Here is a 12425-nt window from a genome sequence, read left to right on the forward strand (position 1 = left end):
GACGTTCTTTAGAACGATAGGCGGCGGCGGGAAGCCGTGCTGTGATGGGCCAACGTTGCTGAAAAAACGGGTACTGACGATGAGCGAGATAACCTTACTGGCGGAAGTGACCGCCTTTTTACGCCAGCCGCACGGGCAGTTTATCGCCGGTGAGCGAGAGGCGGGCCGCGGCGCGCCGTTTGCGGTGATCAACCCGGCCACCGGGCGGGCGATCGCCGAGGTCACCGCGGCGGATAGCGACCAGGCGGATCGCGCGGTAGAGAGTGCCCGCCAGGCGTTTAATCAGTGGCGCGAAATGCCGACGCTGGCGCGCGGAACCTTGCTGCTGAAGCTGGCGGATGCCCTGGCTGAGCATCGCGAAGCGCTGGCGCAGCTGGAAAGTCTCTGCTCCGGCAAGACCATCACGCTGGCGCGCATGCTCGAGCTGGATCAATCGGTCGCTTTCCTGCGCTACTTCGCCGGCTGGGCGGGGAAAGTCACCGGCGAAACCCTGAATGTGTCGCTGCCGTCGATGGCCGGGGAGAAATATACCGCCTTCACTCGCCGTCAGCCGCTGGGGGTAGTGGTGGGCATCGTGCCGTGGAACTTCTCCATCATGATTGCCGTCTGGAAGCTGGCGGCGGCCCTGGTCTGCGGCTGCACCATTGTTCTCAAGCCGAGCGAGTATACGCCGCTGACGCTGCTGCGCGTGGCGGAGCTGGCAAAAGCGGTGGGTATTCCGGACGGGGTGATTAACGTGGTCAACGGCGCCGGCGGCGAGATTGCTCAGCGGCTGATTACCCACCCGGCCTGCGCCAAGGTGAGCTTCACCGGCTCGGTGGCCACTGGCGAGAAAGTCCAGCAGTCGGCCAGTGCGTCAGGTAAACGGGTGACCCTTGAGCTGGGGGGCAAAAACGCCGCGCTGTTCCTGGATGATCTGACGCCGGAGGCGATGGTCAACGGCATTCTGGAAGCCGGCTACCTGAATCAGGGGCAGATTTGCGCCGCCGCGGAGCGCTTTTATCTGCCGCAGGGTAAACTGGATGCGGTGCTGGCGCTGCTGAAAGATAAGCTCAGCGCCTTCGCGCCGGGATCGCCGCTGGATGAGCGCACGCTGATGGGGCCGCTGGCCAACCGCCAGCAGTATGACAAAGTGTTGCGGCTCATTCAGACCGCGCGCGACGAGGGCGATACCATCGTCTGCGGCGGCGAAGCCCTGCCGGGGGAGGGCTATTTCCTGCAGCCGACGGCGGTCAAAGTGCGCAGCGAAGAGAGCACCCTGATGCGCGAGGAGACCTTCGGCCCGGTGTGCAGTTTTATCGGTTATCACAGTGAAGACGAGGCGCTGGCGCGGATCAATGCCTCGCCGTATGGCCTGGCGGCCAGCGTCTGGTCGGATAATATTCGCCTGGCGCTGCGCTACTCGGAGGCGATTGAGGCCGGCATCGTGTGGGTCAATATGCATACCTTCCTCGACCCGGCGGTACCGTTCGGCGGCATGAAGGGCTCGGGCATCGGGCGCGAATTCGGCAGCGCGTTTATCGATGACTACACGGAGCTGAAGTCGGTGATGGTGCGCTATTAAGTTTTGTCGGTGGAGGTAGCCTTAACCGGGCTTCAGGCGTCTGCGTAGGCCCGGTAAGCGCAGCGCCTCCGGGCAAGGACAGCGGATGGACAGCCGCGAATGTGCCAGGCGACGACGGCGCCTTGCACGGCCTGAGTCCGTGCAAGCGAAGGTTAATGTCGCCGCCGCCATAACCCCTCGCAACTTGCGACAATCCCCCCTAAGTGATAAAAGGTGCCCCTTCGCAAAAACACACAGGGGAACGACGTGAAAGACGCGTCAACGTCGTCGGATGCCGTAGAAGAGAGCGGCCCGACGCTTCATCGCGGTTTACAGAACCGACACATTCAACTTATCGCCCTTGGCGGCGCGATTGGCACCGGCCTGTTTCTCGGCATTGGTCCCGCTATCCAGATGGCCGGTCCGGCGGTATTACTGGGCTACGCCGTCGCCGGGATTGTCGCTTTTCTGATCATGCGCCAGCTGGGCGAAATGGTGGTGGAAGAGCCGGTATCCGGCTCCTTTGCCCACTTTGCCTACAAATACTGGGGCCCGTTCGCCGGCTTCCTTTCCGGCTGGAACTACTGGGTGATGTTCGTGCTGGTGGGAATGGCGGAGCTGACCGCCGCCGGGATCTACATGCAGTACTGGCTGCCCGACGTCCCGACCTGGATCTGGGCGGCGGCCTTCTTCCTTATTATTAACGCCGTCAATCTCGTCAACGTGCGCCTGTATGGCGAAGCGGAGTTCTGGTTTGCGCTGATAAAAGTGCTGGCGATTATCGGCATGATTGCCTTTGGCCTGTGGATGCTGTTTGGCGGCCACGGCGGCAGCAAAGCCGGGTTCGACAACCTGTGGAAACACGGCGGCTTCCTCGCCACCGGCTGGCACGGTCTTATCCTGTCGCTGGCGGTGATCATGTTCTCCTTCGGCGGGCTGGAGCTTATCGGCATCACCGCCGCTGAAGCGCAAAACCCGGAAAAGAGCATTCCAAAAGCGGTCAACCAGGTGGTTTATCGTATCCTGCTGTTCTATATCGGTTCGCTGGTGGTGCTGCTGGCGCTCTACCCGTGGGTGGAGGTCAAATCCGACAGTAGCCCGTTCGTGATGATTTTCCATCATCTCGACAGCAACCTGGTGGCCTCCGCGCTGAACTTCGTCATTCTGGTGGCCTCGCTGTCGGTGTATAACAGCGGCGTGTACTCCAACAGCCGGATGTTGTTCGGCTTGTCGGTGCAGGGCAATGCGCCGACGTTCCTCGCCCGCGTCAGCAAGCGCGGCGTGCCGGTGAACTCTCTGCTGCTCTCGGGGATTATCACCTCACTGGTGGTGGTGCTGAACTACCTGCTGCCGCATGAAGCGCTGGGACTGCTGATGGCCCTGGTGGTGGCGACGCTGCTGCTGAACTGGATCATGATCTGTATGGCGCACCTGAAGTTCCGCGCCGCCCAGCGCCGCAAAGGGCGCGAATCGAAGTTTAAAGCGCTGCTGGCGCCCGCCAGCAACTACTTCTGCATTGCTTTCCTTGGGCTGATTCTGGCGCTGATGTGCACTATCGACGGGATGCGCCTGTCGGCGATCCTGCTGCCGGTGTGGATCCTGTTCCTGTTTATCGCCTTCAAACTGCTGCGCCGCCCGGCGTAAGCGAGATGCCCCGCCGTCCGGCGGGGCTGCCTGGCTTTTTATTGTGATCCTCTTCGCAGGTGGGGCATTTGCCTGGCGATCTTCTTTTTGTAATCGATTACTTTTGTTTGGAGCGATTTTGTAATCGATTACTTTTCTGAGGGCGAGCAACATGGTCACAACAACAGAAGGTCGGGAAAGTGTCCGCGTGAGCCACCGTTTTCTGGTGCCGCGGCTGTCGTTAATGATGTTTATGCAGTTCTTTATCTGGGGCAGCTGGTCGGTGACCCTGGGGCTGGTGATGACCCGCTATGAGATGTCATTGCTGATCGGCGATGCGTTCTCCGCCGGGCCGATCGCCTCCATCCTGTCCCCCTTTGTGCTAGGGATGCTGGTGGATCGCTTTTTCGCCTCGCAGAAGGTGATGGCGGTGATGCACCTGGCCGGGGCGGCGATCCTGTGGTTTGTCCCCCAGGCGCTGGTGGCGCAGAATGGCGCGCTGCTGATTGGCCTGCTGTTCGGCTATACGCTGTGCTATATGCCGACCCTGGCGCTGACCAACAATATCGCCTTCCACAGCCTGGCTAACGTCGATAAAACCTTTCCGGTGGTCCGCGTGTTCGGCACCATCGGCTGGATTATCGCCGGGATCTGCATCGGGGTGACCGGCATCTCTGACACCACCGGCATCTTCACCGTGGCGGCGCTCTGTTCGGTGGCGCTGGCGATCTACAGCCTGACGCTGCCCCACACCCCGGCGCCGGCCAAAGGCATGCCGGTTCAGTTTCGCGATCTGCTGTGCGCGGACGCCTTCGCGCTGCTGAAAACCCGCCATTTCCTGATTTTCTCCCTCTGCGCCACCTTAATTTCCGTGCCGTTAGGCACCTATTACGCCTATACCGCGTCGTATCTGGCGGATGCCGGCGTTAAGGATGTCAGCACCGCGATGTCCTTCGGCCAGATGTCAGAGATCGTCTTTATGCTGGTGATCCCGCTGCTGTTCCGTCGCCTCGGGGTGAAATACATGCTGCTTATCGGCATGGCGGCGTGGTTTGTTCGCTATGCCTTTTTCGCCCTCGGGGTCAGCGAAGAGGGGCGCTTCCTGCTCTATCTGGGTATTTTGCTGCACGGCGTGTGCTATGACTTTTTCTTTGTCGTCGGCTTTATCTACACCGACCGCGTGGCGGGCGAGAAGGTCAAAGGCCAGGCGCAGAGCATGATTGTGATGTTCACCTACGGGATCGGCATGCTGCTGGGCTCGCAGATCTCCGGCGCGCTGTATAACCATCTGGTGGCCGGCCAGAGCGTGCCGCAGGCCTGGGTGACCTTCTGGTGGATCCCGGCGGTGGCCGCCGCGGTTATCGCGCTGATTTTCCTTTTCTCTTTCCAGTACAACGAGAAAGAGCCGCACTAATTTTACAGGAGGGGGTATGAAAACGATCAAGGGACCGGGCATTTTTCTGGCGCAGTTTATCGGCCCGCAGGCGCCGTTCAACACCCTGGCGGGGATGGCGCAGTGGGCCGCCGGCCTGGGGTACAAGGCATTGCAGATCCCCTGCAACCACCCGGCGATTTTCGATGTCGAGCGGGCGGCGGCGAGCCAGACCTACTGCGACGAGGTCCGCGGCACCCTGGCGGAGCATGGGCTGGTCATCAGCGAGCTGTCCACTCATCTTGAAGGACAGCTGGTGGCGGTGCATCCGGCGTATGACGCGGCGTTTGACGCCTTCGCCCCGGCGGCGCTGCACGGCGATCCGCAGGCGCGCCAGCGCTGGGCGGTGGAGAAAGTGCGCCAGGCGGCGGTGGCCTCCGGCCGCCTGGGGCTGCAGGCGCATGCGACCTTTTCCGGGGCGCTGGCATGGCCCTTTTTTTATCCGTGGCCGCCGCATAATCAGTCGCTTCTGGATGAGGCCTTTGCCGAGCTGGCCCGGCGCTGGCGGCCGCTGCTGGACCTCTTCGACGAGCAGGGGGTCGATGTCTGCTACGAGATCCACCCCGGCGAAGACCTGCACGATGGCGTGACCTTTGAGCGTTTTCTCGCGCGGGTGGATAACCATCCGCGCTGCAATATGCTCTATGACCCGAGCCACCTGCATCTGCAGCAAATGGATTACCTGACCTATATCGATATCTATCATGCGCGTATTAAAGCGTTTCACGTCAAGGACGCCGAATTTCGCCGCAACGGGCGCAATGGCGTCTACGGCGGCTATCAGCCCTGGCAGCAGCGGGCTGGCCGTTTCCGCTCTCCCGGCGACGGGCAGATCGACTTCAAAGGGGTGTTCAGTAAGCTGACCGAATATGATTTTGACGGCTGGGCGGTGCTGGAGTGGGAGTGCTGCCTGAAGGATGCCGAGACCGGCGCGCGCGAGGGCAGCGAGTTTATTCGTCGCCATATCATTCCCGTTGCCGGACGGGCCTTCGATGACTTTGCCGCCGGTGGGAGGGAATAACATGATTCAGGTTGCGATTATTGGGGCTGGGTTTATTGGCCCGGCGCATCTGGAGGCGCTGCGGCGGCTGGGGGATATCGAGGTGGTGGCGCTGTGCGACAGCAGCCTTGAGGCGGCGCAGCGCAAGGCGCAAGCGTTGAATATTGCCCATGCCTACGACAGCGTGGCAGCGCTGCTGACCCATCCGGGGCTACAGGTGGTGCATAACTGTACGCCGAACCATCTGCATGCCCAGATTAACCGGCAGATCCTCGCCGCCGGGCTGCACGTCTTCTCCGAAAAACCGCTGTGTATGACGGCGGAGGAGGCGCGGGAGCTGGTGACGCTTGCCGCCCGGGCCGGCGTGGTGCATGGCGTCAGCTTCGTCTATCGCCAGTTCGCCATGGTCCAGCAGGCGGCGGCGATGATCCGCCATGGCGAGGTCGGCAGAATCTTCGCGGCGCACGGCGGCTATTTACAGGACTGGATGCTGCTGGAGACCGATTACAACTGGCGGGTTGATTCGGCGCAGGGCGGCGCATCGCGGACGGTGGCTGACATCGGCTCCCACTGGTGCGATACCGTGCAGTTTATGACCGGTCGGCGGATTGTCGAGGTGATGGCGGATCTGTCTATCGTCTGGCCGACGCGTAAAGCGCCGGTCAATGGCCAAGCGACCTTCAGCGCCGTTCACGAGGCGCAGGGATATGAAACCCGGCCTGTCGATACCGAGGACTTTGGCTCGGTGCTGTTGCGTTTTGACGATGGCAGCAAAGGCAGCTTTATGGTTTCTCAGGTGAGCGCCGGGCGGAAAAACCGTCTGGCGGTGGAGGTTAACGGCAGCCGCTGTTCTCTGGCCTGGGATCAGGAAGTGCCCCAGCGGCTGTGGATCGGCCACCGCGAGCAGCCGGATCGGCGGCTCAGCGACGACCCCAGCCTGCTGCGGCCGGAGATCGCTGACAGCGCCCATTATCCCGGCGGCCATATTGAGGGCTGGCCGGACGCCTTTAAGAATATGATGGGGCATTTTTATCAGGCGGTGCGCGCCGGGAAGATGCCGGAGGCCGGGGCCCGGCGCTTCGCCGCTTTCGACGACGGCGCCGATGTGATGTACATCATCGAAGCGATCGTCAAAAGCCATCAGCAGCAGCGCTGGGTGAGCGTCGAACGCTGAGGGCGGGGGAGCGAAGGATTATTTCACCCCAAGATAGCCGTCGAGATAGGCACCGGAGAGTTCGTTGCCGAACAGGACGGCATCTTTATTTTCCATTGCATTATCCCATTTGTCGCTGGCGTTGCCGGTAAAGGCGTGCTCGGTGCGGGTGCCCTGCGCCGCCTGCTGTTTGATGGCCTCCGCGGTGCGGCGGGCGTCGCTTTCGCTCATGCCAGCGGCTTTATCCTGCTGGCCGCGGGCGTACATCGCCGTGAAGGTCGGCAGGTTTAAACGGTAATTTTCCTGACGGTTGACGGTGAAGTTGCCGCCGACAAAATCGGAGCGGTGGGCGACGAACGCGTAGGCGTGGCGTTCCGGTGACGATTTTGACGAGGTGCAGCCGGTGATCGTTGCCAGGGCACAGCTGAGGGCGAGAATCGCGGTGGAGAGCCTCATGGGGATATCATCCTTAATCATAAAAGAACAAATGGGGCGCAGGCGGTCTGTTGCGCCTCCTGCGCTAATAAGAATATGAAACGGCAAAAGGATGCGCGTTATCGGGGCGGGAGAGAAGCCCTGATTATTAATAGTGTCCCGAGACGCCGTCTCACTGAGCCACGCTTTCGCGCCAGGCTGGCAGGCCAACCAGAGCTCATTTATGATAGCCTGCAGGATCCACCTCTATCGCAGGAAGTGCAGGGTTTATGTCTATTCAGAAAATTGCTCGTCTGGCCGGCGTCTCGGTGGCCACGGTGTCGCGGGTGCTGAACAACAGCGATACGGTAAAAGCCAAAAACCGTGAGCGCGTGCTGCAGGCGATCAAAGAGAGCAACTATCAGCCGAACCTGCTGGCGCGTCAGCTGCGAACCGCCCGCAGCAATATGATCCTGGTGATGGTCTCCAATATCGCTAACCCTTTTTGCGCCGAGGTGGTGAAAGGGATAGAAGAAGAGGCGGAGAAGAACGGCTACCGCATTCTGCTGTGTAATTCCGGGTCGGATCTGGCCCGCTCGACCTCGGGCCTGCAGCTGCTCTCCGGCAAAATGGTCGACGGCATTATTACCATGAACGCGCTCTCCAGCCTGCCGGAACTGACCACCATGATTGGCGATGCGCCCTGGGTGCAGTGTGCGGAGTATGCCGATACCGGCAGCATCTCCTGCGTCGGGATTAACGACGTCGAGGCGGCCCAGGGGGCGGTGTCCCGGCTGGCCGACGCCGGCCGCCGTCGCATCGCGCTCATTAATCACGACCTCAGCTATCGCTACGCCCGCCTGCGCGAGCGCGGCTATAAAAGCGTGCTGCACGTGCACGGTCTGGCGTATCAGCAGGTGACCTACGCGCAGGATCTTAGCGCGGCGGCCGGTAAACGGGCGATGGAGCAGCTGCTGTCGCAAGACGAGAAGCCCGACGCGGTGTTTGCCGTTTCGGACTCCCTTGCCGCCGGGGCGCTACGGGCGATTGACCAGGCTGGACTGCGGGTGCCGGAGGATATCGCGGTGATCGGCTTCGACGGCACCGAGCTGGCGGAAGTGGTCTCCCCGCAGCTGACCACCGTCGAACAGCCCTCCCGGGCGATCGGCCGCACGGCGGTGGATCTGTTAATGAAACGCATCGACGATCCCGACGCTGCCGTCGAGCGGGTGATGATGGACTGGCGCGTGATAGCCCGCGCCAGCGCCTGAGGTCAGCGGGAGAAGGCGCCCGCCAGCGCGCGAATGTCGTTGCCGGTGGGCGTCTGATGAATGCGTAAGCCAAACTCCTCCACCACGGCGAAGACATGATCGAAAATATCCGCCTGGATCCCCTCATATTCCGCCCACACCACGGTGTTGGTGAAGCAATAGATCTCGATCGGCAAGCCGTTGGCATCCGGCGCCAGCTGGCGCACCATCAGGGTCATATCCTGGCGGATGCGCGGATGATGACGTAAATACTCCTGCAGATAGGCGCGGAAGGTGCCGACATTGGTCATTCGCCGCTCATTGAGAACCGACTGTTCCCCGGCATACTGCTGGTTCCAGGCGCTAATCTCCTCGTGGCGCGAATCCATATAGGGTTTAAGCAACTTCGCCCGGATCAAGCGCTGCTGCTCCTGTTCATCGAGGAAATGAATGCTGGTGGTGTCGATGTTGAGGCTGCGCTTAATGCGGCGGCCGCCGGAGGCCGACATGCCGCTCCAGTTTTTAAACGAGTCGGAGACCAGCGACCAGGTCGGAATGGTGGTGATGGTATTATCCCAGTTACGTACCTTGACCGTAGTGAGGCCGATATCGATCACCGCGCCGTCGGCGCCGTATTTCGGCATCTCCAGCCAGTCGCCAAGCTTGAGCATATCGTTGGCCGAGAGCTGGATACCGGCCACCAGGCCAAGGATCGGATCTTTAAATACCAGCATGAGCACCGCGGCCATGGCGCCGAGCCCGCTAATCAGGATCGCTGGCGACTGGCCTATCAGCAGGGAAATAATCAGGATGCCGATAATAATCGCCGTCACCAGCTTAATTCCCTGGAATATCCCCTTCAGCGGCAGCTGAGAGGCGGCGGGAAATTTCTGCGCCAGCTTTAAGATCACATCCAGCAGTGAGAAGAAGGACAGCATGGCATATATCATCACCCATAGCTGAGCCACGGTGGTTAATATTTCCGCGGCCTCGCTGCCTTTTTGCAGCCACAGCACCGCCTGCACGTTGACGATGATCCCCTGCAGGGTAAAGGCCAGTCGGTGAAAGAGTTTATTCTGCGTGATGATTTGCAGCCACAGATGGCTGCTGGCCAATGCCCGTTTTTCAAAAGCGCGAAGCACCACTTTGTGCAATATCAGATGCACGACGACGGCGGTGAACAAGATAATGCCGAAGATAATCATCAGCGAGCGGGTGGGAGTTATTTCGATTCCTAAGGCGGCAATTTGCGATATTAATTCCTGCATAACGTCTCCTGAATATCCAGCGGGTATGATGACCGCTGGATAACGATTATGCAAATCACCGCCGCCGGTATTACGACGCTACCGTCGCCGGCTGTCGGTTGAGATGATGACGCAGCCACAGCGCGATGGCCCCCAGCAACAGCATCATAGCCACCTCGACCAGCAGAAAATCAATCAGCGCCTGCGGATAGTTTCCGCCGCCGCGACGGGCCAGCGCCAGGAACAGCGAGCCGAGGATAGCCGGCCCAAGGCCGAGAGTCGCCTGCTGCAGGGTACTGAGGATGGCGCTCCCGGCCCCGGCGTCGCAGGCGCTGATATCGCGCATGCCAATCCGGTAAAAGCTGTTGACGATCAGCGCCTGGCCGTAGCCGATCAGCGCCGTGGCGGGGACCAGCGTCAGGGCGGTGGTGGCGATCCCGAAGCGGGAGAAGGTGGCGCACAGCAGCAGTAGACCGGCGATCTGCACCGCCAGACCGGTCAGCAGGATCCGCCCCATGCTGTAGCGGGCGATAAGCCGCGGGGCATACAGCGCCGAAATAAAATAGGCCACGCCGAGGGCGATAAAGCTATTGCCGGACTGCCACGGCGCCATCCCCAGCCCCTCCTGCATGGTCAGCGCCATGCAGAACATAAAGCCGGACCAGGCGCTGAAAAACAGCAGGGCGATGGCCATCCCGAAGCGGATGCTGGTCAACTGCAGCAGACGCGGCGGCAGCAGGGGATGATCGCCGCGCTGCTGCTGGCGCAGGGCGCTCTGACGCATGGCGAACAGCAGCGGCAGGACCGCCACCAGCATCAGCTGCAGCCACAGCGGCCAGCGCAGCTCCGGACCGAGGGCCATCGGGAACAGCAGGCAGCAGAGGATGAGGGCGAGGTACAGCGTGCCCTGCCAGTCAATCCGCGACGGCGTCTCACGACGGGTTTCCGGCACATAGCGGCGGCTCAGAGCCAGCACCAGCAGGCAGATCGGCACATTGATAAAAAAGGCGTTGCGCCAGCCCAGCCCGGCGATGTCCGCCGACACCAGCCAGCCGCCGCCCATCTGACCGACGATAAAGGCGATCCCGCCGATCCCGCCGTACAGGCTGATGGCCCGGGCGTGGGCGGGGCCTTTGAGGGTGACGTGCAGGGTCGCGAGGATCTGCGGCACAATCAGCGCCGCCCCGGCGCCCTGCAGGGTGCGGGCCGCCAGCAGGGCGCCGATGCTGTTCGCCATCCCGCACAGCAGGGAAGCGATGCCAAAGAGGGCGACGCCCCACATAAACAGGCGCCGGCGGCCATAGTTATCGCCAAGCTTACTGCCCATCGCCAGGCAGACGGCAAAGGCGACACCGTAGAGCGCGACGATAAGTTCCAGCTGCGTGGCGCTGGCCGCCAGGGTATGGGTGATGGCGTCCAGCGCCACATTGGTGATCGAGGTATCAATAAGCGGCAGCATCTGGCCGCCCAGCAGCAGCAACAGACCGGCGCGGCCGGGTGAAACAGCAGACGTTTTCATGGGAATCTCCATTGCGTCATTCAGCAGACCGACGTAGCATTACCGATAAATTAAACGGGTACCAGTTCCTGTCTATACTGGTACTGGAACTACCATGCTGGAGGGGTGATGACCACGATGCCGCAACGGGAGTCGACGTTCGCCGTGCCGGACGATCGGCGCAAACAGCTGGGGGCGTTTCTGCGCGCCCGCCGTGAAAGCCTCGATCCGCAGCGCCTGGGGTTACCCCGGGTGGGCCGCCGACGCACGCCGGGTCTGCGCCGGGAAGAGGTAGCGATGCTCGCCGACGTCGGCGTTACCTGGTACACCTGGCTGGAGCAGGGGCGGGAGGTGAATCCGTCGGAGGCAGTGCTGGTGGGGGTGGCGAATGCCCTGCAGTGCAGTCCGCTGGAGACCCGGCATCTGTTCGTGCTCGCCGGGCTGACCCCGCCGGAAGCCACCCAGGTGACGGCGTGCGAAGGCATCAGCCCCGGCACCCGCCGCATGCTGGACAGCCTGATGCCGCAGCCGGCCAGCATTCAAAAACCGAACTTTGATATTGTGGCCTGGAACGACAGCTTCTGCCGCCTGATGGGTGTCGATTTCGCCACCCTTGCGGAAGAAGATCGCAACTGCATTTATCTGTATCTGACCCATGAGACCTGGCGCAGCCGGATTGAAAATCGCGATGTGCTGCCGACTTTTGTCTCCTATTTCCGCGCCGCGATGGCCGAGCACCGTGGCGATCCGGCATGGGAAAACAAACTGGCGCGCTTTTTCGCCGCCTCGTCGGAGTTTGAAGCGCTGTGGCATCAGCGCTACGAGGTGCGCGGCGTGGAAAACCAGATTAAACATTTTAACCACCCGCAGCTCGGGCGATTCAGCCTGCAGCAGATGTACTGGTATTCGGCGCCGCGCAATGGTTCGCGTCTGCTGGTCTACCTGCCGATGGACGAGGCGGGCGAGCAGGCGCTGACGTGGCTGGACCAACATTCATGACAAGGACTCAGATGGTTGAGAATGTGCCATCTTCGGGTATTGCCCGGCCGGGCTGCTGGACGGTTCCCTCTCCCTCCGGGAGAGGGGCAGGGTGAGGGAAAGCACTGCAGGGAAGTCTTTTATGTTATCTGCGACTTCAGCGCACATTGCGCTCCCGGTTAGTCTTCTGCGTTATATCTCTCATGACGCAGGGAGCGCACAGGGGGCGGCCAGTCGCCGCCCCCCCCTGTACCCCCGGGCTCCGGCCAGCAACATCGCCGCTGCGC

Annotated in this window: 10 protein-coding genes; 7 read left to right on the forward strand and 3 right to left on the reverse strand. The window is 61.6% G+C overall.

Annotation, left to right across the window (positions count from 1 at the left end):
* Positions 1-79: 79 nt before the first annotated feature.
* From GQR96_RS06295 to GQR96_RS06315, 5 genes are all read left to right on the forward strand, one after another.
* Positions 80-1564, forward strand: a complete 1485-nt coding sequence (locus GQR96_RS06295) for an aldehyde dehydrogenase family protein (protein WP_017900837.1) — start codon at positions 80-82, stop codon at positions 1562-1564.
* 246 nt (positions 1565-1810) lie between these two features.
* Positions 1811-3187 (forward strand): phenylalanine transporter, encoded by a 1377-nt coding sequence (pheP, locus tag GQR96_RS06300; protein WP_032455670.1) that lies wholly within the window; start codon positions 1811-1813, stop codon positions 3185-3187.
* 187 nt (positions 3188-3374) lie between these two features.
* Positions 3375-4580 carry an MFS transporter gene (locus GQR96_RS06305; protein WP_025999301.1) on the forward strand — a complete coding sequence of 402 codons (1206 nt, stop codon included), beginning with the start codon at positions 3375-3377 and terminating at the stop codon, positions 4578-4580.
* Positions 4581-4596: 16 nt separating this feature from the next.
* Positions 4597-5619 carry a sugar phosphate isomerase/epimerase family protein gene (locus tag GQR96_RS06310; RefSeq protein ID WP_004202459.1) on the forward strand — a complete coding sequence of 341 codons (1023 nt, stop codon included), beginning with the start codon at positions 4597-4599 and terminating at the stop codon, positions 5617-5619.
* Position 5620: 1 nt separating this feature from the next.
* A complete protein-coding gene (locus GQR96_RS06315) occupies positions 5621-6772 on the forward strand; it encodes a Gfo/Idh/MocA family protein (protein WP_069734253.1) in 1152 nt (383 codons plus the stop codon).
* Positions 6773-6790: 18 nt separating this feature from the next.
* On the opposite strand, the gene GQR96_RS06320 is transcribed toward GQR96_RS06315, so the two are convergent.
* A complete protein-coding gene (locus tag GQR96_RS06320) occupies positions 6791-7207 on the reverse strand; it encodes an Exc2 family lipoprotein (RefSeq protein WP_004202462.1) in 417 nt (138 codons plus the stop codon).
* A gap of 248 nt (positions 7208-7455) precedes the next feature.
* Between GQR96_RS06320 and GQR96_RS06325 the strand changes: the two genes are divergently transcribed.
* Positions 7456-8436 carry a LacI family DNA-binding transcriptional regulator gene (locus GQR96_RS06325; protein ID WP_004202470.1) on the forward strand — a complete coding sequence of 327 codons (981 nt, stop codon included), beginning with the start codon at positions 7456-7458 and terminating at the stop codon, positions 8434-8436.
* Positions 8437-8438: 2 nt separating this feature from the next.
* Here the strand turns inward: GQR96_RS06325 and GQR96_RS06330 are convergent, their stop codons facing one another.
* Together GQR96_RS06330 and GQR96_RS06335 are read right to left on the reverse strand one after the other, a co-directional pair.
* The gene (locus GQR96_RS06330) at positions 8439-9683 is read right to left on the reverse strand and encodes a mechanosensitive ion channel family protein (protein WP_004202471.1); all 1245 of its coding nucleotides are present in this window, start codon (positions 9681-9683) and stop codon (positions 8439-8441) included.
* 70 nt (positions 9684-9753) lie between these two features.
* Entirely contained in the window at positions 9754-11181 is a 1428-nt protein-coding gene (locus GQR96_RS06335; protein WP_069734254.1) for an MFS transporter, read from the reverse strand.
* A gap of 108 nt (positions 11182-11289) precedes the next feature.
* Between GQR96_RS06335 and GQR96_RS06340 the strand changes: the two genes are divergently transcribed.
* On the forward strand, positions 11290-12159 hold the full coding sequence (locus GQR96_RS06340) for a helix-turn-helix transcriptional regulator (RefSeq protein ID WP_004202474.1): 870 nt from the start codon (positions 11290-11292) through the stop codon (positions 12157-12159).
* Positions 12160-12425: the final 266 nt, after the last annotated feature.

The organism is Klebsiella sp. PCX (assembly GCF_021869705.1).
Lineage (GTDB): Bacteria > Pseudomonadota > Gammaproteobacteria > Enterobacterales > Enterobacteriaceae > Klebsiella > Klebsiella quasipneumoniae.

Excerpts from the sequence above, each read along its gene's own strand:
- GQR96_RS06295 (WP_017900837.1), top strand. The coding sequence starts at position 80 with ATGAGCGAGATAACCTTACTGGCGGAAGTGACCGCCTTTTTACGCCAG.
- GQR96_RS06310 (WP_004202459.1), top strand. The coding sequence starts at position 4,597 with ATGAAAACGATCAAGGGACCGGGCATTTTTCTGGCGCAGTTTATCGGC.
- GQR96_RS06315 (WP_069734253.1), top strand. The coding sequence starts at position 5,621 with ATGATTCAGGTTGCGATTATTGGGGCTGGGTTTATTGGCCCGGCGCAT.
- GQR96_RS06320 (WP_004202462.1), bottom strand. The coding sequence starts at position 7,207 with ATGAGGCTCTCCACCGCGATTCTCGCCCTCAGCTGTGCCCTGGCAACG.
- GQR96_RS06325 (WP_004202470.1), top strand. The coding sequence starts at position 7,456 with ATGTCTATTCAGAAAATTGCTCGTCTGGCCGGCGTCTCGGTGGCCACG.
- GQR96_RS06330 (WP_004202471.1), bottom strand. The coding sequence starts at position 9,683 with ATGCAGGAATTAATATCGCAAATTGCCGCCTTAGGAATCGAAATAACT.
- GQR96_RS06335 (WP_069734254.1), bottom strand. The coding sequence starts at position 11,181 with ATGAAAACGTCTGCTGTTTCACCCGGCCGCGCCGGTCTGTTGCTGCTG.
- GQR96_RS06340 (WP_004202474.1), top strand. The coding sequence starts at position 11,290 with ATGACCACGATGCCGCAACGGGAGTCGACGTTCGCCGTGCCGGACGAT.